The organism is Vibrio sp. 10N.222.54.E6 (assembly GCF_041473955.1).
Classification (GTDB): domain Bacteria; phylum Pseudomonadota; class Gammaproteobacteria; order Enterobacterales; family Vibrionaceae; genus Vibrio; species Vibrio tasmaniensis_A.
The window spans coordinates 186,796-210,418 of sequence record NZ_JBFRTD010000017.1 but is presented as its reverse complement, the minus strand read 5'-3'; the positions used below and the strand labels follow the sequence as shown (position 1 = coordinate 210,418).

General features: G+C 42.6%; 23 protein-coding genes. 13 read left to right on the top strand and 10 right to left on the bottom strand.

Features of this window, described 5'->3' with window-relative positions; genetic code table 11:
* The first annotated feature begins 126 nt into the window (after window positions 1–126).
* Window positions 127–348 carry a hypothetical protein gene (locus tag AB4513_RS11470; RefSeq protein ID WP_009846448.1) on the top strand — a complete coding sequence of 74 codons (222 nt, stop codon included), beginning with the start codon at window positions 127–129 and terminating at the stop codon, window positions 346–348.
* A 143-nt stretch (window positions 349–491) separates the two neighbouring features.
* On the top strand, window positions 492–794 hold the full coding sequence (locus tag AB4513_RS11465) for a thiamine-binding protein (RefSeq protein ID WP_032555230.1): 303 nt from the start codon (window positions 492–494) through the stop codon (window positions 792–794).
* A 75-nt stretch (window positions 795–869) separates the two neighbouring features.
* Here AB4513_RS11465 and AB4513_RS11460 read toward each other — a convergent pair whose 3' ends face one another.
* Together AB4513_RS11460 and AB4513_RS11455 are read right to left on the bottom strand one after the other, a co-directional pair.
* Window positions 870–1,037: a hypothetical protein gene (locus tag AB4513_RS11460; protein ID WP_009846446.1), complete on the bottom strand. Its 168-nt coding sequence runs from the start codon at window positions 1,035–1,037 to the stop codon at window positions 870–872.
* Between the two features lie 109 nt (window positions 1,038–1,146).
* The gene (locus AB4513_RS11455) at window positions 1,147–1,407 is read right to left on the bottom strand and encodes a DUF1289 domain-containing protein (protein WP_009846445.1); all 261 of its coding nucleotides are present in this window, start codon (window positions 1,405–1,407) and stop codon (window positions 1,147–1,149) included.
* A 191-nt stretch (window positions 1,408–1,598) separates the two neighbouring features.
* On the opposite strand from AB4513_RS11455, the gene AB4513_RS11450 reads away from it, so the two are divergent.
* The 5 genes from AB4513_RS11450 to AB4513_RS11430 all read left to right on the top strand — a co-directional run bounded on the left by AB4513_RS11450 (window position 1,599) and on the right by AB4513_RS11430 (window position 6,458).
* Window positions 1,599–2,045 (top strand): META domain-containing protein, encoded by a 447-nt coding sequence (locus AB4513_RS11450; RefSeq protein ID WP_009846444.1) that lies wholly within the window; start codon window positions 1,599–1,601, stop codon window positions 2,043–2,045.
* A 317-nt stretch (window positions 2,046–2,362) separates the two neighbouring features.
* The gene (locus tag AB4513_RS11445; RefSeq protein ID WP_032555185.1) at window positions 2,363–3,529 is read left to right on the top strand and encodes an ABC transporter substrate-binding protein; all 1,167 of its coding nucleotides are present in this window, start codon (window positions 2,363–2,365) and stop codon (window positions 3,527–3,529) included.
* A 5-nt stretch (window positions 3,530–3,534) separates the two neighbouring features.
* A complete protein-coding gene (locus AB4513_RS11440) occupies window positions 3,535–5,235 on the top strand; it encodes an ABC transporter permease (RefSeq protein WP_032555184.1) in 1,701 nt (566 codons plus the stop codon).
* Entirely contained in the window at window positions 5,201–5,851 is a 651-nt protein-coding gene (locus tag AB4513_RS11435) for an ATP-binding cassette domain-containing protein (protein WP_009846441.1), read from the top strand. The genes AB4513_RS11440 and AB4513_RS11435 overlap by 35 nt, the downstream gene beginning before the upstream one ends.
* Entirely contained in the window at window positions 5,841–6,458 is a 618-nt protein-coding gene (locus AB4513_RS11430; RefSeq protein WP_009846440.1) for a CDP-alcohol phosphatidyltransferase family protein, read from the top strand. The genes AB4513_RS11435 and AB4513_RS11430 overlap by 11 nt, the downstream gene beginning before the upstream one ends.
* A 187-nt stretch (window positions 6,459–6,645) precedes the next feature.
* Here AB4513_RS11430 and AB4513_RS11425 read toward each other — a convergent pair whose 3' ends face one another.
* The 6 genes from AB4513_RS11425 to AB4513_RS11400 all read right to left on the bottom strand — a co-directional run bounded on the left by AB4513_RS11425 (window position 6,646) and on the right by AB4513_RS11400 (window position 16,434).
* The gene (locus AB4513_RS11425; RefSeq protein WP_009846439.1) at window positions 6,646–7,227 is read right to left on the bottom strand and encodes a TetR/AcrR family transcriptional regulator; all 582 of its coding nucleotides are present in this window, start codon (window positions 7,225–7,227) and stop codon (window positions 6,646–6,648) included.
* 319 nt (window positions 7,228–7,546) lie between these two features.
* Complete coding sequence (locus AB4513_RS11420) at window positions 7,547–7,942, bottom strand: phosphate ABC transporter substrate-binding protein (RefSeq protein ID WP_009846438.1); 396 nt, start codon at window positions 7,940–7,942, stop codon at window positions 7,547–7,549.
* Window positions 7,943–7,953: 11 nt separating this feature from the next.
* Window positions 7,954–9,204 (bottom strand): hypothetical protein, encoded by a 1,251-nt coding sequence (locus AB4513_RS11415; RefSeq protein ID WP_102257347.1) that lies wholly within the window; start codon window positions 9,202–9,204, stop codon window positions 7,954–7,956.
* Window positions 9,205–9,216: 12 nt separating this feature from the next.
* Window positions 9,217–10,836: a methyl-accepting chemotaxis protein gene (locus AB4513_RS11410; protein ID WP_009846436.1), complete on the bottom strand. Its 1,620-nt coding sequence runs from the start codon at window positions 10,834–10,836 to the stop codon at window positions 9,217–9,219.
* 103 nt (window positions 10,837–10,939) lie between these two features.
* Window positions 10,940–12,145, bottom strand: a complete 1,206-nt coding sequence (locus tag AB4513_RS11405; protein WP_009846435.1) for an EAL domain-containing protein — start codon at window positions 12,143–12,145, stop codon at window positions 10,940–10,942.
* Window positions 12,142–16,434 carry an ATP-binding protein gene (locus AB4513_RS11400; RefSeq protein WP_102257348.1) on the bottom strand — a complete coding sequence of 1,431 codons (4,293 nt, stop codon included), beginning with the start codon at window positions 16,432–16,434 and terminating at the stop codon, window positions 12,142–12,144. Before AB4513_RS11400 ends, AB4513_RS11405 begins: the two co-directional genes overlap by 4 nt.
* A 220-nt stretch (window positions 16,435–16,654) precedes the next feature.
* Here AB4513_RS11400 and AB4513_RS11395 point away from each other — a divergent pair, with 220 nt between their 5' ends.
* On the top strand, window positions 16,655–16,927 hold the full coding sequence (locus tag AB4513_RS11395) for a hypothetical protein (RefSeq protein WP_009846433.1): 273 nt from the start codon (window positions 16,655–16,657) through the stop codon (window positions 16,925–16,927).
* A 19-nt stretch (window positions 16,928–16,946) separates the two neighbouring features.
* The gene (locus AB4513_RS11390; protein WP_009846432.1) at window positions 16,947–18,311 is read left to right on the top strand and encodes a hypothetical protein; all 1,365 of its coding nucleotides are present in this window, start codon (window positions 16,947–16,949) and stop codon (window positions 18,309–18,311) included.
* A gap of 233 nt (window positions 18,312–18,544) precedes the next feature.
* Here the strand turns inward: AB4513_RS11390 and AB4513_RS11385 are convergent, their stop codons facing one another.
* Both AB4513_RS11385 and hisC read right to left on the bottom strand, forming a co-directional pair.
* On the bottom strand, window positions 18,545–19,318 hold the full coding sequence (locus AB4513_RS11385; RefSeq protein ID WP_032555229.1) for an ABC transporter substrate-binding protein: 774 nt from the start codon (window positions 19,316–19,318) through the stop codon (window positions 18,545–18,547).
* A gap of 10 nt (window positions 19,319–19,328) precedes the next feature.
* Entirely contained in the window at window positions 19,329–20,480 is a 1,152-nt protein-coding gene (gene hisC / locus AB4513_RS11380; RefSeq protein WP_009846430.1) for a histidinol-phosphate transaminase, read from the bottom strand.
* 181 nt (window positions 20,481–20,661) lie between these two features.
* Here hisC and AB4513_RS11375 point away from each other — a divergent pair, with 181 nt between their 5' ends.
* The 4 genes from AB4513_RS11375 (at window position 20,662) to yciA (ending at window position 23,431) form a co-directional block, all read left to right on the top strand.
* A complete protein-coding gene (locus tag AB4513_RS11375) occupies window positions 20,662–21,549 on the top strand; it encodes a LysR substrate-binding domain-containing protein (protein WP_009846429.1) in 888 nt (295 codons plus the stop codon).
* 285 nt (window positions 21,550–21,834) lie between these two features.
* Window positions 21,835–22,083, top strand: a complete 249-nt coding sequence (locus tag AB4513_RS11370) for a hypothetical protein (protein WP_032555183.1) — start codon at window positions 21,835–21,837, stop codon at window positions 22,081–22,083.
* Window positions 22,084–22,216: 133 nt separating this feature from the next.
* Window positions 22,217–22,837, top strand: a complete 621-nt coding sequence (locus AB4513_RS11365) for a septation protein A (RefSeq protein ID WP_009846427.1) — start codon at window positions 22,217–22,219, stop codon at window positions 22,835–22,837.
* Window positions 22,838–23,032: 195 nt separating this feature from the next.
* The gene (gene yciA / locus AB4513_RS11360) at window positions 23,033–23,431 is read left to right on the top strand and encodes an acyl-CoA thioester hydrolase YciA (RefSeq protein ID WP_009846426.1); all 399 of its coding nucleotides are present in this window, start codon (window positions 23,033–23,035) and stop codon (window positions 23,429–23,431) included.
* The last annotated feature ends 192 nt before the right edge of the window (window positions 23,432–23,623 follow it).

The following is a 23,623-nucleotide window of genomic DNA, read 5'->3' as shown; positions in this document are numbered from 1 at the left end:
ATGAATTATGATGCCAAGGTATTGATTCTTGGTTGCTCAAAAAAAATACTCTAAAATCACGTTGACGCCCCTATATCTGACAACTAGATTTTTCTATTAGTGTCTAAAAACCGGGAGGTCATTGAAATGAAACGTGCAAGCTCTACATATCGATTACAACTGATTAAGGAAGTGGCTACTCGCCGAGATCGTCAGCGTTCTAATGACCCGATGGCAAACTACATACAAAACCTAATAGACAACAAAGATGACTGTGATACCTCGGTGGAACGTAACCAGAGATTCAGTGGCAGTCATTTTGATGAGCATATTGGTGGTTGGGTTAGCGACCATTGGGGTAGCAAGTAAGCCTATATCTCTAGTCACTGATATAGTCGATAGAACAGCATCGTTAGCTGTAGAATTAATATCCGTATTAACCTATCATCTGCAACAATTCCCTATCCAAGAGTAAGCAGAAAGTGCCTGAGTTAAAAAGAGAAAAAGAAGTGATGGTTGCCTTCCAAGTGATCCCTCGCGTTAAAGAAGGCAACAACTTCGAAGTGGTTGATAAAGCAATTGAAGTTGTGAAAGCTGCCGATGTGCCTTTCCAAGTCGGAGCTATGGAAACCACGATGAAAGGTGAACTCAACCTACTGCTAGATATCGTTAAAAAAGCAGAACAAGCTTGCTACGATGCAGGGGCTGTAGAAGTGATCACAAACATTAAAATTCACAGTAAAACCACGGAAGCCGATGATACATTTTGCACGTATCATCGTGGTGTAACGAAAGCGAATCACATGTTTGTTTAATAACATTTTTATTTTAGAAAGCTGTTTATTTAAGAAAACAGGGCCTTTAAGAAAGACTCTGAAGAACCAGCGGTATTATTGAAAAGGCATGTCTGAAAGGTGAGAAAGGATTTCCATTCGCTCTTCTTCTGACATCGAATGCCAATCACGCGGAGTCTCTTCAGGGTCATCTTTCGCCCCGATCGGTTTACGATCCAGTGCTTTGACTGGCTCTTTTTTGAGTTTTACGTTCTTTTTATTCATACCGACACCACTCCTTCAGGTACAAAGGTACCTACCTTAATATTACACCCCAACCATTATGTAAAGTAATAGTTACCTCGAGGTTAAATGAAATCTCAATACTTCCTCTTTAGCCGAAAAGATCTCTTTGGGGGCTTGTACTTCCCTCTTCGTCGACCGAGTTACCAACCAAGTTTTTTTGCTTCATTATTTTTCTTCTATAGCGTTGACGACACAGCTTTATGACGTGTAACTGTTCTGACGGCGTCATCGACATCCAATTAAAGCGCTCCTCCCTTTTACGCATACAGCCATTGCAATAGCCTTTGTCATCGCTTGAGCAAACCCCAACGCAAGGGCTTGGAACTTGGAAAAACTCTAACTGCTCCACCGCGCCTCCTTACATATTCAAAATTACGCTTACTATCTCAAAAATAAGCGATTAATTTGTCGCCTAGCTCATGAAATCCATACTAAACTATGACCTTATACTGACACATATAGTGTTTTGTAAACTATACTTTGAACCCATCAAGTTACACTTATTCGGTAACTTCGTTCTTTCCTTTGGAGCCTTATAATATGAAGTTTAGTTCAAAAAAATTACTAGCAGTAGCCGCTTTACCTATGATGCTAGCAGCATGCACAACAACAGGTGATAACGCGATGCAAGTAACACCAACCGATCTACAGCACCATAATTGGGAACTTGCGCAAATTGATGGCAAGAACATTGAGAAAAGCGAACACCAAGCGACACCTCGTCTAGAGATCGGCGAAAAGATGACAGCAAACGGCATGGCTGGTTGTAACAACTTCTTCGGTCAAGGCGAACTAAAAGACGGTCAATTCCGCATTAAGCAAATGGGCATGACAATGAAAATGTGTCACGGGTCTGCGATGGAAATCGAACAATCGGTTTCAGCGACTCTAAGCGAGTGGAGCGACGTAACACTAACAAACGATACGCTAGTATTGAAAAACGATGTACACACGCTAACGTACACAATTCGTGACTGGGTAAACTAATCCGTCAGAGAAACCAAATAATTGATTAAAGGAGCCCTAGTGGCTCCTTTTTTTATTGCTTTCTTACACTCATGATTCCTTAAAAACTGACACTCATCGCTTACTTTTCGTACCAAACCCCAATAAACCTAAAAAATCTATCATTTGAGTGCAATAAATTCATCAGTTCAACGGTCTGTTGCTAGGATGGTAAGAGCCCTTAAGTAATTGATTGAATTTACTGTTGAATTAGAAATTATTTCAGAAACAGATAGAATAACTGTAGGGAGTTCGAAATAACAATGCTCTTGCCCGTTCACTACCAAATGGAAAAGTTTATGAACAAGATAGTAAGTACGTTAGGAATCATGGCAACCGTTGCATACAGCGCAGCCATTTACGCTGATGAAGCAACATCAACCAATAGCTGGAACCAAATAGAACAGCAGGCAGAGGGACAAACTGTCTACTTTCACGCTTGGGGCGGAAGCCAAGAAATCAATCGTTACCTACAATGGGCAGGCAAGGAGTTACAAAGTGACTACGGTGTGACCTTAAAGCATGTAAAAGTAACCGACATTGCTGAAACGACTACTCGACTACTTGCAGAAAAAGCCGCAGGCAAGAACAGCGAAGGCAGTGTCGATATCGTTTGGATTAATGGTGAGAACTTTCGCTCGATGAAAGACAATGCGCTGTTATTTGGACCATTCACAGAATCACTTCCAAACTGGCAGTACGTTGATAAATCTTTACCAATTGATGTCGATTTCTCGGAGCCAACCGAAGGCTTAGAAGCACCTTGGGGCGTCGGACAACTGGTGTTCATTCACGACCAAGAGACGCTAAACAATCCGCCACAATCTTTTTCAGAGATGTTGAGCTACGCTCAAGCTTTCCCGAACCGCTTAAGCTACCCTCGCCCACCTGAATTTCATGGCACCAGCTTCATCAAGTCTCTACTGATTGAGCTAACAGACAACAACCCTGCACTGGCACAACCTGTTTCGGAAGACAACTTCCAAGAAGTTACAGCACCACTGTGGGCTTACTTAGATAAATTCCATAAAGTGGCATGGCGAGGCGGAAAGCAATTTCCTGCAGGTACATCTGAAAGCATTCAACTTCTGGATGACGGACAGCTCGACCTCGCGATTACGTTCAATCCAAACTCTGTTTATTCAGCACAATCAAGTGGCCGCCTAGCTGAAACTACCAAGGCCTATGCTCTAGAAAGTGGCGCTCTGTCTAACATTCACTTCCTTGCGATTCCTTGGAATGCTAATGCAAGTGCTGGCGCTCAGGTAACCATCAACTTCTTGTTGAGCCCAGAAGCACAATCGCGCAAAGGCGACCTCAATGTTTGGGGTGATCCTTCTGTATTAAGCAGCAAGTACCTGACTGGTAGCGCTAAGAATACTCAACAATTTAAATCGATTGATGAACCACACCCAAGCTGGCAAAACGCGCTCGAGAAAGAGTGGCTTAAGCGATACGGTAACTAAAATTCATGCTACGCGCTCTATATTTTGTTGTTATAGCTGTGTGCATTGTCCCTACGAGTCCTGGGGTAGCGGGAGTAGTGGCCTCGTCACTGAGTTTCATCCCGCCCCTAGGTTTAGAGGAACCAACACTCAACGGTTTTAACCAAGTCTTTCAATGGGAAGGGGCTTGGCACTCTATTGGTTTGAGCCTAGGGTCAGCAATTGCAAGCAGCTATATCGCCTGCTTCCTGACCTTTTGCATTCTTCAAGCCTCTTGGGGAAACAAGTTTTGGAGAAAGATTGAGTTAACGCTATCGCCAATGCTTGCCATTCCACATGTGGCTTTCGCTATCGGCTTTGCTTTTCTGTTTAGTCCAACGGGGCTTGGCGCAAGAGCCGTACATCACTTGCTCGGCGAATCAGCTACAAGCTCTGAATTGGCTTTGCTGATAAAAGATCCTTACGCGTTTGGCCTAATCATTATGCTCGCACTCAAAGAAGTGCCCTTCTTATTGCTGATGAGCATTTCGATACTTCAACAAATCGATGTTGAACGCATCACTAAGGTCAGTGCCTCTCTGGGTTATTGCCGTGCTCAGATCTGGTGGAAGTGTATTTTCCCACAATGGTTTACCAAGCTTCGCTTCCCTATGTTGGCGGTGCTTGCTTACAGCGTATCGGTTGTCGACATCGCTCTGATCATTGGCCCAACCAACCCACCTACCTTTGCCGTTTTGGTATGGCAATGGTTTAACGACCCAGACCTTAATCTATTACCACGAGCAGCAGCCGGAGCCATTGTTCTATTTGGCTTGGCTTCGTTGATCATCGCCCTCGCTCGTTTAATAGAATGGGCGGTTCTTAAGTACTTTCGAACTTGGCAGTATTCAGGAAGAACTGGGGCTAACTTGCCGGGGAAAACCGTATTTACAGTTCTTGCTAGCCTTTCATTGCTGATCATTCCTTTGATGGTGATTTGGAGTGTAGCTCAGCGTTGGCGCTTCCCTGATTTACTTCCAAGTCGCTACAGCATGCGTTTCTGGGAGTTTGAGTGGGATGGCATCATGAGCACCGTCGGGCAAAGCTTGTGGATTGGCCTTATTGCCGCTTCCGTTGCTTTATTACTCGCGCTGGTAGCTCATGAGTACCGAATCAAATACAAGTGGCAAGTTCCGGGCTTTATTATCGCGATTCCCATGTTGATACCTCAACTTTCGGTATTGTTCGGCATGCAAGTAACCACGCTTTATATCGGCAGCAGCGCCTATGAATTTTGGGTAATTTGGGCGCATGTTTTCTTTGCTTTCCCGTTTGTGTATCTGTCTTTGGATGGCCCTTGGAAAAGCTTCAATGACGGCCTGATAAAAGCCTCGTTGAGCTTGGGTAAATCGCCATTTCAGAGCTGGTACTCCATCAAGCTGCCTATCTTGTTACCCGCTATTGCCTTTGCTTGGGCGGTCGGGATCAGCGTAAGTTTGGCTCAGTACTTACCCACCTTGATGCTCGGCGCGGGCCGTATTAGCACAATCACCACAGAAGCCGTTGCCCTTACCAGTGGTTTCGACCGCAGAGTGACTGCAATTTATGCTATCTGGCAAGCCTTATTGCCTCTGTTCTTTTTCTCTTTAGCGATATTAGTCAGCCGACTTCAACTCAGATATCGCCGTCTTACTTTTAAAGGTTTTCTAACGAATGAGTCTGCACCTCAACGACCTCGCCATCCGTAAAAACGATGGAGATTCGCTGTTCTCAGCGCTAAATGTAACATTAGAATCTGGCCAAATACTGGCTTTGATGGGACCGAGTGGCTGCGGAAAGTCGACCTTACTGGATGCGATTGCTGGTCACTTAAGTGAAGAGTTTTCGTATTCTGGCACCGTTATTTTGAACGACATTCAGCTGGATGACCTGCCTTCACATCAGCGTGAAGTCGGTATTCTTTTTCAAGATGACTTGTTGTTCCCTCACCTCAAGGTATGGGAAAACTTGGCGTTCTCTCTGCCTAATTCAATTAAGGGCTCCGCTCGTCAACAGCAAGCGATGGCTGCACTAAAAGACATAGAGCTAACTCACTTGGCAGAGTCTTTCCCGGATCAAATATCTGGCGGTCAACGTGCAAGAATCAGCTTAACTCGTATGTTATTGGCGAAGCCGAAGCTCGCCCTACTCGACGAACCGTTTAGTAAGTTAGACCAAGAGTTAAGAGCACAATTTCGCGATTGGGTCTTCGAACAGCTGACAAAAGCAAATATCCCAACATTAATGGTCACGCACGACGAAGCTGACGTACCTCAAGGGGCGCAAGTGCTGTCTTGGCCATGGAGAAGTCATCATGCTGGATAAGTACTCCATCAAGGTCATTAAGTGGCCATTAAACCAATCAGCTAAGTTGCTGAGTCAATTCGGTATCACGGCAAATCAAACCACCTTATTTGGCTTTCTGGTCGGGTGTTTAGCGTTTCCGGCGTTGGCATTTCAACATTACGAATGGGCGCTAGGCTTCATTGTGTTCAACCGAGTATGTGATGGGCTTGATGGGGCCTTGGCTCGAATCCAAGGCATTAGTGACGCTGGCGGTTTTCTCGACATCAGCCTCGATTTCCTTTTCTATTCGTTAATTCCTTTTGGCTTTGTTATTGCGAACCCAGAACACAACGCCATTGCCGGTGCGTTTTTGATCTTCTCTTTTATCGGTACTGGCAGCAGCTTTTTGGCGTTTGCCGTGATGGCAGGCAAACGAGGCATCGAAAACCCAGTCTATAAGCATAAGTCTCTCTACTACATGTCAGGGCTAACCGAAGGCACTGAAACCATCGCTTGTTTCATCGCGTTCTGTATTTGGCCTCAACACTTTGCGGTTATCGCTTACACCTTTGGTGCAGCTTGTTGGCTAACTACATTCATGCGAATTTACTTTGGGTTCCAGACACTCAAAAATCAAACTGAGTAGCCTATTGCTTATGTGTTAACAGTCCCGACTAGAGGCTGTATTCCTCATAAAAAAGCGCCACTCAAATGAGCGGCGCTTTTTTTCATAACGTATTTCTAAGAATTAGCTATTAAAACCCAAAACACAACTTATGAAGAATCATTTAGTAAGCAATTACTTAATAAGCAGTTATTTAATAAGCAGTTATCTAATAAGCAAAGCGAGTCTCTTCTTTAAATAAGCTAGCTATAACCTCTTGGTATTGCATAAGGTTAAACGTAGAGTTGTCATTGTTATATTTTTGTTGCTTGTTTGCTAAATATGGTTGAGACACTAACGACGTAACCAGCATCTGGTAATAATGAAAGTTTGACTCGTTACAGCCATCAACTAAATAAAGAAGATTTTCAAGAGTCTTATTGTAGGTGTAACCAAACTTAGACTCTTTAAGGCGTTGAACATTTTCGTAATTGTATGAACTTCCGCCAAAAGTGAATAGTAAAAAGATGTTAGGCGAAGCTTCCCAAAACTCGATAAGTTCAGAAAGTAAGTGTTGTAGTTGTATTCCATCCACTCTCTGATACTTTGAGAACTGCTCTTGAAAACGACTTGTATGCTCTTCGATGAGCTGATCAAACAATTGCTCTTTGTTATTAAAGTAATAAAGAATTAACGCGGGGCTTACACCCGCAGACTTAGCAATAGACCGAATTGAAACTTTACTATAAGGCTGAGAAATAAATAGCTTTTCTGCTGAGCTCAAGATTTTTGTTCTTTTGTCATTTAGCATCAGATTGTATCCTCACCTATTTGTTTATATTACCCGCGCATTCTATAACTCAACCAAATAATCTCAACATGCCCATTTTTATATCAAACAAACTAAATGAATAAAAATATAAAAAATTTGGATTTTTTAGAGAATAGAACAAAAAACAACCAGCAAGATTGCCTTATGAAACAATAAGATAGGGAATTGACAAGCGAGTGTAAGCGGTAAGTAAGAGAGTTCGAGCAGTATGTAAGCCAATGTAAGAGTGGCGCCCTATTAGAGCGCCACACGAAAAGCCTTTACTTTACAGCTCAAGCTTTTATTTTATAGCTCAAACTTAAAGCTTTAGAAGAACCTTAACTGAGCTATCAACTAAAGAGTCATCGATATAAGCAATTTTGTTTGAAGAGCTAGCTACCATGTCTTTCGCTAAGCTTTCTTGACCTACAGCTTTAGGTGGTTGACCTTTACCCGTAAATACTCGCTTTGCCCAGTAAGCTTGAAGCTGTGCTTCTGTCTTCTTTGTAATTGCTTGGTGAAAAGTACCCTTAAGTGGGTGACCGTCTTCCAAGTCTACCGCTTCAATCTGTAGAGACTTTGCTTTACCTAGATACAGTTTTTTAACTGTTGAAGCGTCAAGCTCATTCATTGATGGGTTGCCAACAACAACCAAACCAGCGAAAGCGTTCATGCTGCTAAGAAGAGCAGCGGCTACCAATGCTTTTTTAAACATAATTCTCTTCCTTAAAATACCGCGTCAACTTTAACTGTGTACAAGATGTTGTCTTCGTTCTTGTAAGATGCGTTAACTCCACCATTAGTTGAACCGAAGTTGGTTAGGTAGCTAACATCACCTTTCAGCGCGATATTAGGCATAAAGTCCCAACGAGTACCGATGCTGTAAGTTGTGCGTTGGATATTCATGTTGCTAGAGATAGCGGCTGCAGAGCCGAAAGCATATTTAGTAGCAGCACTTGGGTTCTTAACCATGTTTACGTATTGACGTTTAACCTGGTTGTTACGTTCTGCATCGTCTGTCGATTCCATGTGCGCTACAGTTACGTAAGGCGTGAATTCGTTCACACGGTAAGCCGTTGTCAGGTAAGCAGAATCTACATCGTGATAGAAACCTTCAACCGTTGTACGAGTAACTTCTGAAACTAGCGATAGGTTACCGTTGTCGTATCGACCACCAACACCGTAGAACTTCGCATTCTCATCGTTAAACGTTGTGTTTAAAATAGGTGGCTTATTCTTAACGTTCCAGTTTGTTGTTGAGCTTACCACTGCTTGAGCGTAAACCGTACGTAAAGTCCAAGTGTCGTCTGTCCAGTTGATCACACCACCAGCGATGTCATCAAACTGCGTATCAGCATTGTAGCTATGCTTAGACGCTGAAAGCTTTTGTGAACCTACGAAACCTTGGAATGATACTGTGCTGTCGTCTAACTCAACGTCATAGATGAAATCACCACCAGTAAGTGACGTAAGAACCACAGAACCATAAACTTCACTAGGAACGCGAACGCTTGTTTGAGCGTAACCCACTTCTAGGTAGTCAGAGTACATGAACAGAGGAAGACGTAGCTTACCGCCACGGACTGTCAAATTTGGTGTTACTTTATGGCTTAGAAATGCCCACTCAACATCCGGTGTCCAGTTTTCTTTCTTGTTACCGCGAGCAACCATTTGCACTACAGCTGAAGTAGAGTCGTTAACTTCAAACTCACCTTGCAAACCAATTAGAGAACCTTCATCAAAGCGTACTTTGTTTTGTGACTTCATGAAACCATGGCTATTGTTACCAAGTTGCATGTTCAAAGACGCAAAACCATTGAAGCTAAATTTATCAGCGACTGAATTTAGTTCTTTTGCTTCAAGAATAGCGACCTTGTTCTCAAGCTCAGCCAATTTTTGCTCATCTGTAGCGTGTACAGCGAATGAAGTCGCAAGTGCTACCGCTAACGGCAATAAGCGAAAAGAGGAGTTAGTCATTGTTGTTCTCCGTTATACTTTAAATTGTGATGTTGATTTACTCAGCTCTGTAACGATGCCACTCAGTTGGTGACTTAGAGCTTCGAGTTGATCTGTCGACTGAGACACTTGATGAGAGCACTGTCTAAAATCATCCATATGGGTGTGGATTTGTTTTGAAGCACGAGCTTGATGCTCTGTAGTACTTGCAATTTGTTTGTTGAGCTCGGTAATTTCTTCTACCTGGCCACTAATTTCTAATAGATAGTCACCAGCGTTTTGCGCGTCTCCAACCGCCTGTGACGAGCTCGCTAAGCCTTGGTCCATAGCGCCAACAGCAGCGTTAGAGCCGGACTTAAGGTCGACCAACAGGGCATTAATTTCTGTTGCTGATTGTTGAGTATTGTTCGCTAACACGCGCACTTCGTCGGACACAACAGCAAAGCCTCGGCCATGTTCACCAGCTCGCGCAGCTTCAATTGCAGCATTTAGTGCTAATAAATTCGTTTGCTCAGCGACACTTTGTATTGTGTTTAGTATTGAGCCAACATTGCTTGCATTCTGATCGAGTTCTTTCAACTTACAGGCCGTATCACGGATGTTTGTCGCAAGCTCTTCAATTTCTTTACTCGTTTTAAGAACCACTTGTGTTCCTGTTTGAGCACTAGAATTGGCTTTTTGAGCTTGAGAATCTGCATGCGATGCAAAGTTAACAACTTGTTCTATGAGGTCGATGATGTTATTGACCGCCTCGGTAACCTCTTCGATGTGATCACGTTGAGTGCTATTTAGAGCCAAGGTTTGATTCGACTCGCTACGAATCTTGTCGCTGACAACCTCAAGCTCGTGTCCAATGCTTAACGTACTCGCGATAATGCCTTGTAGCTTTTCAATGAATTGATTGAAACTCTCAACAAGCGTTGATATCTCATCTTTTCCTGCGTAGTCGATGCGTACCGTTAAGTCACCATCCCCAGTCGCAATCGCCTTCATCTTTTCTGTCACAAGCAATATTGAGCTAATAACCGATTTGAATATTGCGTAACCAACCGAAATCACAGAGATCAAAAAGAACACACCTAACCAAATAGATTGATTCGCAGCGTCGTTTGCGGCTTTTTCAGAGTGCAAGATAGTGTCTACGACCTTCTGACTCGCGGATGCACGTAACGTCTCGCTTAACGCAACTAATGAATCATATTCAGTGCTAAGTTGGTTCGCTCTGGAGGTCAGGCTCTCGAAAGAGTCATTGAGATTAATAAAATCTTCGCTCAGCGCGTACGCAGAATCCGTGTACCTTGCTAGTTGTTGTGACAGTTTATTAAAAGCTGTCGCTTGTGAAGGTAAAACATCGGCACCACGACTCGCTTCAACTTGCAGTTCAGAAGAAATTTGACGTGCAAAATCGAGAGCTTGCTCATCTTCCATCACGACAGCAGCTTCGAACTGTTGCTTCACGTTAGGTAAAAGAGAATATATTTTCGTCGCATGCTCAAGTGCAGGGTAGTAACTTGACTCTAACTGCTTTAGGCGCTGACTATTATCATTATGAATAAAGACATTTATTGAGATAATGGCAGCTAGGCTAAGAGATATTATTGAGAGCAGTACAATAAACTGTACTTTAATGTTGATATAGCGAGACAATAGCATAAGGTTTTTTCATTAGCGCTGGTTGTGGCTGATGGTAACGTTTGTTCATATTTAATAGCGAACACATTCACTAAACAAATTTACCGTTATGTTCAAAGCCCGCTTATTTAATTTCTTTAATTAAGTTCAGCTCTTTAATTTTGCTGTCCCAGTCTTCTTTCCACTCTAATAGTTTACGAGCAGGCATTGGACGAGCGATAAAATAGCCCTGAACCAATGTGTCGACATTACTGATTTCACGAATGTCCATCCAAAGAGAATGATCCTCAACCCCTTCAGCAACCGTACTCAGTTCTAATAAGTGAGCCAAGTAGAGAGTAGCGCGAACAATGGCATGGCTTGAACGACTGCTCTGAATGTTTTTCACAAAGTCGATATCCAGTTTCAGTGCTGAAAATGGCAGGTCATCTAATTGCTTGAGTGAAGAGTAACCTGTTCCAAAGTCGTCAATCGCCAGGGGAATACCACGCATGCATATCCTCGTGGTGGACGCTAAAGCAAGAGCGACACTTTCAACTAAATCAGATTCTGTTAATTCCAATTTTATCTGCTCTGTCTCAAGTTCACCTTGGTCGATCAAAGCGAAGATATAATCAACAATATCACCGTCAATAATATCTTTAGCTGTCAGGTTTATTGCAAATCTCCGCTCTCCGAGAAGTGACTTCTCATTGATCGCTTGATTGATTAAATACTTCATCACCTCTCCCATTTTTCCTGACTCAAGTAACCGAGACAAAAAGAAAAAAGGGCTGAGTACGCCATAACGAGGGTGCTGCCATCGAATTAGCGATTCACTTTCTCGCCATTCACCACTATGGATACACACTATCGGTTGGTAATAGAACATAAACTCTTGGTTGCTTACCGCTTTTGCTATGTCTTCATCCGTAATAACGATGTCGCTATTAGAATTAGAAGCAGCCGCTTCTTTTGTAGAGTTAAGGTTAATTAACTTTGACAGCGACTCTTTTGCTATTGGCTTCTCAAGAACACCAAGCAAATTCAGGTTAAACGCTTTACACATCTTCCTTGCGGCATCGAGCACTGTTTTGCTTTCCGCACTTGTGATGATGATATTGCCTTGAAAATCGGCCTCAGCAAGGCGTTTTAGGAGTTCGATACCATCGATCATCGGCATATTCAGATCACATAAGATCAAATCGACAGAAGAGGCTTCAATAAACTCTAGAGCCTTATATCCACATTCAAAAGGTTGGACATTTTCCATACCCAAACTCTTTAAAACCATCCCCATTACATTCAATTGAAAAGGGTGATCTTCTATCACTACAACATGCTGGTTCATGGTAGCTCCTTAAATGGTTTGATTGATTCTGAACAATAAGTCTTCAATTGGTTCGTCAGCTGTTCGAGGTTATCGTAATGTGCTTGAATACCATCTAAGTCACTTAAGGAGACCAATTCCATTGTTTGCAATTGATTGGCAATGTCCTCTGTGCCTACCATTTTTGCAGCTCCCTTCATCTTATGAGCTACCTGTTTAATGGCTTCGAGATCTCGCTGTTTGCACGCAGCTTGAAGCAGAGGCATGTCAGCTTGATGGCTCTTGATAAAGTCAGTGATGATCTGCATGACGAGATCTTGGTCACCAAACAATTCGGTTAAGTTGGCGAGATCAATCGGAGCAGAGCTCGGCTCACTTTTAGGCTCCGAGGAACTAATACAAGGCTTATCGACAACAGATTGCACCTTATCAAGATGTTTGATTATGGTGTCGCCAATCACCCTTAATTTGGTTGGTTTTGATAAGAAGTCATCCATACCAATCTCAAAGCACTTATCATTTTCCCCTTGTACAGCGTTTGCGGTTAACGCAATGATCGGAAGACGAGGTTGGTTTTGGCTCTGCTCTTTTACTCGGATCTGCCTTGTTAACTCATACCCATCCATCTCAGGCATGTGGCAATCGGTAATTAGCAGCCCATAATCTTCATTATCTAAGGCAACAAGTGCTTCCTTGCCGTTATCTACCATGTCGGCATGGAAACCTAATTGCTCAATTTGTTGAAGAATTATCTGTTGATTGATTGGGTGATCTTCCGCTATTAAGATAAGTCTTTGATTCTGTTTGGCAGACTCACGCGACTCAGTACTCAATTTCAGATTATTATCATCTTGGACAATATCTTCCACAAACGCAGGACAGTTGTGCAAACAGTGCATCAACTGCGAAGGCAACAATGGGTTTGCTGACAGATTCCAGCCCAATTTGCATGGCGCAGGCGAAAGCATTCCTTGTTCACTGACACAAATAAACTGCACGCTTTCGGCGAACGTATCAATGCTCTGATCTAGCTCATGAGGAATAAACACAAAATCAGGCTCAATGGTATCGACCCAGTGTGCGAGCTCTTTAGTCACCTGAACATTCTTTGAGATAACCTTAATACCCCAAGATGTTAGATAGTTCTCTAATTCAGATTGCTGCATGAACGTTTTGGTAAGTAGCGCCACCTTGCCATTCATGTCCGCCCTGTTATTTTCAGCGAGCGTTTTAAGCGGCAGCGTAATAGAGAACGTTGAACCAATGTTGATCTTACTCGTTACGTTAAGACTCCCACCCATTTGTTCAATAAGTTGCTTCGAGATAGTCAAACCAAGGCCTGAACCACCATATTTCCTCGTGGTTCCTTCATCGGCTTGAACAAAAGGTTGGAATAGGTTTCGAATGTGTTCTTCACTGATACCGATGCCACTGTCAAACACCTCGAAACAAATTTGTTGCTGTTCACCATCCAGGTCGAGTAACTTTGCCGCTAAACCTACGGTTCCATATTCTGTAAATTTAATGGCATTGCTCAACAAATTATTCAGAACTTGCCCAATACGAATGTCATCCATTAAGACTAAATCATTCAACTCAGGGTCTAACCAAAATTTGAACTGTAACCCTTTGGCGTGAGCTTGCCTCGCCTGCAACTGAGTCACTCTAAGAGTCAATGTATCTAGACTTGCAGGCTGATAATCTAGGGTCAGCTTACCGGCTTCAATTTTCGAGAAATCGAGTATATCGTTAACAATATGCAGTAGGTTATTCGCCGACTGACTCAGCGTTGTATGGATTTTCTGAACTTCATAACCAACTTCATATTGCTCAGACAATTCCAACAAGCTAACAATCCCTCCCAATGGAGTGCGGATTTCATGACTCATGTTTGCCAAAAATCGAGACTTGGCCTCAGTTGCGGCGATAGCACTTTGTCTTGCTTGTGTTAGCTCTTCTTGCTGTTGTTTAAGCTCTGTTATATCAGTAAGAACAGAGTCCCATTCATAATAATCGCCAAGATCAGAAATCTTGCTCTGCAAATTGAGCCATCGGTTTTGGTTATCAATATTCACTCCAATATCGAGGCTTAGTTTTCCCTCTTTATTTCCACTACGTACCTTCTTAATTAAGGTTCGACGATCCTGAGCATTAAGCGGTGCGAAAAAACTAATTGGAGAGCGGCGCAATTGAGCAGGAGTAAGCCCTAAAAGCTCCTCTACCCCATTACTAATAAAGACGAATTCAATATCGTGAAGACTTCGTTTGGGCTGAATATGCTGTATAACCGCGCCATGCAAATTGTTCGCCAGTTTCTGTACTCGGTCATCGGCACTTTTTGCAATTTTTTTCGCTTCGTAAAGCTCAGTAAGATCATCAAGAATGGTCACTGAGCCTTCGATATTCCCGTTGGAGATATAAGGGCACTTCCAATACGCGTAGTGTTTACTGCCTTGCGGCGAAACGACTTCTTTTTCTAAGCGAGGCAAAACAACCCCGTGATGGATCATTGTGTCTTCATCGGAGTTATTAACGATAGTTCCTTCGATTAACTCAAAACCAGTAAGCTGCTGCGCGGCACTGTTCAGACTGATTATCTGGTTATCCAAGTTACGCACAACAATAGGAAACGGCATTGCGTCCAACAATGAACGCTCGAACTCCACTTGATGTTTGAGAGCGGATTCAGTTCGCTTTCGATCTTCAACTTCACGTCTTAGTTTCCAACTCCATGCCATTACAAGCATAATGAGCACCGATGCTACAGAGATTAAAATGGCAGCACCCAAGATAACATCTGCCGTATCCACGCCTGATTCATAAGACACATCCAACCAATGCTTCTTGATCTGCTGATACTTGTGATGAGGTATGGCGAACAGCGCTTTGTTAATAATATTGTTCAGCACTTCTTGGTCGGCTTCGACACTGTAGGCGACTGGAATATCGTTGTCTTTAGATAGCAGGCTTGTTACGCGTAAGTACCCTGAATACTGGCCCTGTAATAGAGGAGACGCTAAATAGAGCGAAAGCATCGCTGAGTCTACCTCTCCTGTATCCACGGCATCGAGCAAAAGCAACTCAGAGCTATAGGTCTTAATTGGGCAAGCCTCACAATAGCGTTTCACAAGCTCTATTCCGACACTGTCGTTTATAGTTCCAATAACGGAGCTCTTCGTTAACTCACCGAATACCGCCAATTTACTCGTATCACTTTTACCAACCAGTGCCCACGGCTCAACCATGAAAGGCTTAGAATAGAGGTGATGCTCATCGTCACCAGTAGAAGGTGTCGCCTTAGTATGAATTACTGGAAGAGAAACTGGATGAGCTTGGTTGCCCTGTAAATCGAGGTCGTTGTCGTAAATAAAGTTTAACCCCGTAAGTCGGGATATTTCACTCAATATATCAATCGAAATACCATCAGGCTTACCTTCACTATTCATGAAAGATATAGGCTTAGAGTCTGCCGTCGATGATACATATATGTTCGGATTAAGAAGAAGGAACTGCTGTTCTTTTTCAGTTAATAGCAGCTTGTTTTTACTAACGACTAACAGAAGACGCCTTTGTATTTCGTTCAACCACTTTTTGCGAATATTAACAAGCTTGCTTGAGTTATCTTGGTTTATAGCGTTATTGATAATACCCAGCAACTTCCTATTTTCAGGCGTATCCAGCAAGGCAATAACATAATTATTTAAGGGTAAACCATCATGTAAGTTGACCGACAAAAATAACTCATAGGGGCTATTCATTAACTTGTTGTGCAGTAACACTCCATCATCAACAATGGCTAACGCATTCTCTCGAGCTACAGCAGCAATCGCGGTTTGATAGGATGAATATGACTTAAAAGAAGAAAATGGGAGAAGCGATTTCACAGAAGACGCGTTACTCGAGTCTTCAAAATAAGCCAGGTTTCGTCCCTTCATTAATAAGTGGCTTTCAATAGGCTCACTACTTAGGCTAACCATTCGACTAGATAAGATAGGTTTAGAGTAAATAACACCGCTACTAGAAACATTTTGTTCAGCCGTAATAATGGCATCAACTTGTTCAGTTTTAAGTACGTTATTTAGATCCGACGGAGAATGAAAACCGACAAACTCCAAGCCATTCAACTCACGCTCTGCATAGAAACCGGTCAATTCAGGCAATAATCCCGAAACCTCCCCCTCTTGGACAACAACGTACGGAGAAAATCCTGAGGTTTGAACTCCGATGGTAATCGAACCACTAGCCTTAACGTAAAAAGATACGGAAGAAGCCAGGATAATTAGAGAAAGTAGATTAAAAGCGCGGAACATGAATAACCTAGAGTTTTATTAATTAGTGCACCTTATATCTTATTCACAGTCTCGACTCACCAATTTGCACTGAACAATATGGAACTTCTGTTTAACGCAATCGGTTGCTCCGTTTTGGCAGTATGACTTATAAAATGAATTGTAAGCAGTTGATACAAAGCTTAATAACCCAATCAGCTACTAGGTTGGTCTCCCCGATGTTATATGAGGTCCCATAACAATGATTAAATTTCTACATATCAGTGCAATTATATTACCTATAGCTTTGATCGGCTGCGGGGGAGATAGTTCAAAAAAATCAACCACCACTTCAAAGCCTAAAACCCAGCAAGTTACCGCGACTAAATCTACTCTAAACCAAAAACTGAACAAGGTAGATTTGCAATCAAAAAAACTGAGCTCAGAAGGCGTTAATACGATTATGAACTTGCCTGTCGGAAAGACGAGCCTATCTATCTCTACACCGACCAAATTCAGTCAAGTTAAACAATAGATATTGAAGGATTAGTATTATGAAAAAAACCGTTTTAGCTTCAACCATTTGTATAAGCCTATTCTCTTCGTCTATCGTTAACGCCCACTACAATGGTGCTCATGAAGTCGGTGAGAACATGCGTAGTAGCATTGATGAAATGATTACAACTAAGCTTAAAGCGTCATTTTTTGACTCTGCTGCGCTTTATATGGACGCAACAAATGTTAAGCAATTAAAAACCTCCCCAACTGGATTGCTAACATCTTTGACTACGGGTTCGCAGAACACGGAACTTCCGTTGGAAACTAGACAGGAGTTGATCGACGCATCTCAAGAAGTCGGCTTTGTCGTTGACTACTTGAAGAAAAACCCTAAGACACAAGGTGTCGATAAAGAGGTGATGGATTTCTGTATTGCAGAAAACGTAGAAGCGAAGAATTGGCCGGGTATTGATTATGTTGTCGATCAATACGGCACAAAAAATGGTATCACTACGCTCCCCGTCTCTATTATCTATTTCGCATCCAAAGGCGAATGCCAAGATCCAAATGATTGGGCACCCAAGTTAAATCAGAGCACCGCAAAATCAGAATTTGAATCCTCAATTCCCCAAGAGATCATTGCTTACAGCTCAAACGTAGGTAACACTGGCGGTGAACTCGTCTTCATTCTTGAAAACAGTTATAACTTCAGTGACGAGCCCGAAGAGCAATTTGAGTCTTTTACTTTCTATCAAACATCAAGCGATGACACTCCTGGAACAGGTCTGTTTAGACGTACTCAAGTTAATAAAAACTCCTCAGATCCTACGCAAGCGTATTCAAAGTTTATCAACGTGGCATGTCAGGACTGTAATAGTGACAACGAGAAGTTTAAAGTTGAGAGCCGCGCCGAGTCTGGCTACGGTACAGTGTCAGTCGCTTCAAGTGCTGTCGAATCTGGAGGCAAATTAATTCCTGGTTTCGTAAGTGAAGATTCAACCGAAACCGAATACTTTGTTCAAGTAAACTATGAGACAAAGGCCCCTAACAAGGCTACATCTCTATTCGTTGATGCATTCAAATTCGAAGATTCCCTGATTCATGGCCGTTACTATTACGATGGTTTTAAAGGTGTGAAGTTCAGTGCTGAAGAGTTACAAACCGCGAATTTAATTGCTGAGTATTCCCTAGCTCATCCCCTAAGCTTAAACGGGCTATCGGTAGTGGAAACCAACGGTGTTCTAACGAATAACTCTTACTCACTACAGGTAAAATCAAATAACTCGGTCATTGTTGCTCCAGTAACCGTGACGGACGCAGAAGATATTCAATTATTAAATGAGATATCTAAGGTTACAGCAGAAGCTATCAATTACGACAATAGCGATGTGACGATTGCTGATTGGAATAAAATATACTAATCAGATCATTAGTTACGATTGTTCGCAAGGCACTGCCTACTTTCCTTGCACTAAGCCACTCAGTCGAGTGGCTTTTTTTGTACGTCTCTTCTCCCCTTCCCAACTACACACTTAAACACTTAAACACTTAAACACTTAAACACTTAAACAATGGTCTTTTGGAGCCAATAAAAATCCGAGAGCCTCACAGCCTTCGGATGTTTTTGGTGTTCTACTTTCAGATGCTAGGCGAATTACAAATCAGCGCCATAGATATCAAATGTGAAGTACTTCGCTGCGATCTTATCATAGGTGCCATTTGCTCTAATCTCTTCAATCGCGGCATTGAATTGTTTCGCCAGTTTTGAATCCTGCTTTCTTAGTGCTAAAGCCGTACCTTCGCCAATGTAGGCTTTGTCGGTAACTGCTTTGCCTTTGAACTCAAAACCCTCACCTTCTTTCTTGTCTAAGAAAGCCAATGACAGTTGGTCTGAGTTGCCGAAGGTTAGATCTAAACGGCCGTTTTGCAGATCCAGATACACTTCATCTTGCCCTGTGTAACGCTTAATGTTGGCAACACTGCCAAACTTATCCGTTACGTAGCGATCGTGAATCGTACCTTGCTGAACACCGATGGTTTTGCCCGTTAAGCCAGCCTCATCAACGCTGAACTCCGCGCTTTTAGCAGCAACAAACACGGCTGGTGTTTGGTAGTACTTATCAGTAAATAAGATTTTACGCTTACGCTCTTCAGTAATGCGCATCGAAGCCATAATCACATCTGACTTTCTTGCCAATAAGCTTGGAATTAGCGAGTCCCAGCTTTGTGAAACCCAAGTACAATCGAGTTTGGCTTGCTCACACAGTGCATCAGCTATCTCAATATCAAACCCGACAGGCACACCGTCACTGTTTTTATAGTTGAATGGCGGATACGTAAAGTCTGACGCCAAACGGATTTCTTTCGCCTGTACCGTTGTACCAAGTAAAGCTGCCGCACAAGCGAGTCCTAGTATTATCTTTTTCATCATTGCCATCCTAGATATGATCTTTATCGAGTTGAGTTTGAGTTTCTATATATTGTTCTTGTTGCTCCTGTCGCTTCTGCTGATCTTGTTGATTCTGTTGCAGCTCGGTTTGGTAGCGTGTTAGTGACGTTATCACTTCTAGCATGCTCTCTTGGCTACCAATACTGATTCGTACACAGTTACGCAAAGCAGGTTCGTGGTTTTGGTTCCTTGTCACAATGCCATCCTTCGCCAATACGCTAAACACATGGTGCCCCGGTTTTTGACGTAGCAAAACGAAATTGGTCGATGACGGATAAACCTGTTCTATAAATTCAAACCGCGTTAGCTCACAAGCAAACCGATTACGCAATTCGACCAACTTTAACGTCGCGCTTTCCATCAACGCAATTCGTTCATCAGACAATGCGTCTAGTACAATTTGAGATGAGCAATCTGGCATCGGATACGGTGGAATTAATTTAGCTACATACTGCATCACATTTTGACTCGCTAAGATAAAGCCACAACGTACGGCTGCGAGTCCAAACGCCTTAGACAAGGTGCGAATCACAACCAAATGCGGATAACGCTCAATAAGACTCACCGCTGATGTTTGCGGTTCAAACTCAATATACGCCTCATCCACCACAACCAGAGATTTACCCTGAGTTCCCTCAAGAACCTGAATCAAATCCAATTTAGGGATCACATTGCCCGTAGGGTTGTTTGGTGAGCAAAGAAACACGATATTAGCCAATTCCGCTTTATTCACTATATCAGCGACGTTAAGGCTGAAGTCTTCCTGCAATGGGGAGTCCAAGGTATTTATCGCCAATGCATCGGCGCAAAACTCATACATAGCATACGTTGGAGAACAGATAAGTATGTTGTCGCTCGCCGGCTTACAGAATGTTCTAATCAGCAAATCAATCGCTTCATCTGCACCACGGACAGCAACCGTCGCGGCATCAGTGCCACAGTAACCTTGGTAAGCCTTAGCAATATCTTGTGGTAAGAAGTCTGGGTATCGATTGTGACTCGCTTCTCCTTGAAACAACGAGCTTTCCAATTCATTGGCGTTTAGCCAGACACGTCCATCACCACCAATTCTTCTTGCCGATTGATAAGGTATTAATTTTTTTACAGCCTGAGGTACTAAGCTATCAATAAAAGATGTCAAGAAGCTATCCCTTTCACAAAATCACAACGTCTTCATCATTGCCTTCATATTCAATAAATGCGACCTATACACATATTAAATCACAAATGATGATTAAGTACTTACATTCAAACAGAACACTATTGATAAATGAATCGAAATAATCACATAATAGCCATGATAAAAAATCATAGGTAAAGATATGAATCGCACACTTCCTTCAACTAAAACCTTGCTCGCGTTCTTGTCGACGGCAAGGCACCTCAATTTTACGCGAGCGGCACATGAGCTGAATGTTACGCAAGGTGCAGTGAGTCGTCAGGTATTGTCGTTTGAAGAAAGTCTCGGGTGCGATCTTTTCTACCGACATGCTCGCGGGTTGTCATTAACACCTAAGGGAGAAGAACTGGTTCCGCTGATTCAAGATACCATCCAACAACTGCAATCGGCGTTAAATCAAGTTGCCAGCTCTCCATCGAAGATCAAGCTCAACGCACCAAGTTGTATTACCTCTTGGCTGCTACCCAAGTTGATGTCTTTTCAGCAAGCCTATCCTGAAATTGATGTCGAACTCACGTCGACCATCAAGCACGTTTTTGAACCAAGCTTTGACCCGTTTGACGCCGTAATCACCTATGGTAAGAAGCCAAGCCAACAATCGATAGTGAGCCAGTTATTGTTCAACGAGCAACTGGCTCCGGTCTGCCAAGCTCAAAGCATTACGCAAAGCCATCTTGTAAGTAGCGCTTCTACTATCATCAAGCCACACAAGCTCGCTCAATACACTTGGTTACACGCCAACAATGAGCAGAGTGATTGGCGACTTTGGTTAGAGCACATAGGAAGTCATGACCTTTCAAGTAAGAACAACCAACAATTCGCGACACTTGATCAAGCGATGAACGCAGCCATTCAAGGGTTTGGTATTGCCATAGGCGACATCACGCTGGCCAAGCAAGATATTGATTTGGGTAGATTGGTGAAAGTGAGTGAAGGCAGTGTCTTCTCTGGAAATGGTTACTTCTTACTGCAACCCAAGAATCGACAAAATACATCCTTATCTACGCTGGTTGATTGGCTCGTCGATTAGCGGCAATCATCTTGGGTAAGCCCCCACTGTAGCTTTAATAGATCGTCATAATGAGAATTTTACCATTCTCAAAATGAAACTATTTTACGCTCGCTGCGTATTGGTATCTATAGAATAGAACGAACGTTTCTTTAACTAGTTGAAAAGAAAATTAATTCAACTTTTTACGTCAGAAATTCTACCCCAATGGATTAAATGGCATTCGAATTGCTTTGTCATAGATAACCCAACTAATATACAGCAGGTTGCACCAATAACATTGCAGCTTGTCACGGAGGATAGGCTATGACCTTACAACGACATACATATTACGGCTTAATTCACCATGGAATTAAAACTCTATTAATGGACAGAATTGGCCACTTCACAGAGCGTGAATATCACGAGTATCTCGACTTAACGACCGGTAAATCGACGTGTTTTACCATGAGCGAACAAGAACTCGAAAACACATTAGACAGTTTGAAAAGTGAAGGTTACCTTGAAGACATCAAGAAGCTAATACCTCGCTATCAAACCTCGTCAATGCGTTAACCTGTTAGAGTTCGCTAAACACGATAATCGGTTAGATTGAATTAATTAGCACCCAATTGTCTCGAGCTATTTAGCATCGAGACAGTTTTGGTTAGACTGTCTGCAACTCAACTAACTGGATAGTCAGTGCCACATGAAGCAAATTCTTGATTTCATTCCTCTCATTATTTTCTTTGCGCTTTACAAGATGTACGACATCTACACGGCTACAGGTGCATTGATTGTTGCTTCCGCAGTACAAATCATTTTGACGTACATCATCTACAAGAAAGTAGAAAAAATGCAGATCATCACCTTTCTAATGGTTGCCGTATTTGGTGGCATGACCATCTTTTTGCATGATGACAACTTCATAAAATGGAAAGTGACCATCGTTTATGCGCTATTTGCTATCGGCCTTACAGTCAGTCACCTAATGGGCAAATCAGCGATTAAAGGCATGTTGGGTAAAGAGATCTCTCTTCCTGAAGCAGTGTGGGGCAAGATCAACTGGGCTTGGACTCTGTTCTTCACATTGTGTGCGATCCTCAATGTTTACGTTGCTTTCAACCTGCCATTGGATGTGTGGGTCAACTTCAAAGTGTTTGGCTTACTGATCGCTACTTTTGCATTTACCTTACTAACGGGCGTTTATATCTATAAACATTTACCAAAAGACCAACATTTGCCAAAAGATAAGCATCAGCAAAGAGACCAAGAAACACAAAACGATACGCAACAAGAGCTCTCAGGTAAAAATACCGAGGAGAAATAACCCTTAGGGATGAGTCCTCACCCCCTTTTTGATACAATTATTATCAATATGCGATTTAACAGTGGCCAATGATACTCGTGATCATTGGCCACTGATTGTTTGTGTTCGGTGAATACGTTAAAAATACGACCACCGCGAACCCCGCAAACACATCTATTTAAATTTAAAACAATCAATACCATTAAGAGTACAACAATGACTATTCAATCAACTTTGAACCCGATTGGTTCTTTACTTCTTCGCACTTTGGCGATGCCTTCTGATACCAATGCAGCAGGCCAGATTTTCGGTGGTTGGATAATGTCTCAGCTCGACCTTGCTGGCGGGATACTGGCGAAAGAGATCTCTAACGGCAAGATAGTCACCGTGTCAGTATCAAGCATCGAATTCAAACAGCCAGTGTCGGTTGGCGATGTGGTCTGTGTTTATGGCGACTGCACCAAGATTGGCCGTAGCTCGATGAATATCGACCTAGAAGTCTGGGTGAAGCCTGTACTTGATCACGGTATTGGCGATCGTTACAAGGTATGTGGCGCGACATTCAACTACGTTGCCGTGGACGAAAGTGGTAAACCTCGCTCAATTAATAAATAGTACTTTCGACGACCCTATCGCACTTTAAGGTCTTTAGTCGTTTCGATTAAAAATGCTAAAGACCTTCTCACTCTCCCGCACCATTTCACAATTTCTTATCATTAACTCTTCCAATACCGATTAGTTCGCGTAAATTAGCCAGATAACTAATTTAATCGCTCTAATTCAGTGAAGTAACATAAGGATATCTCA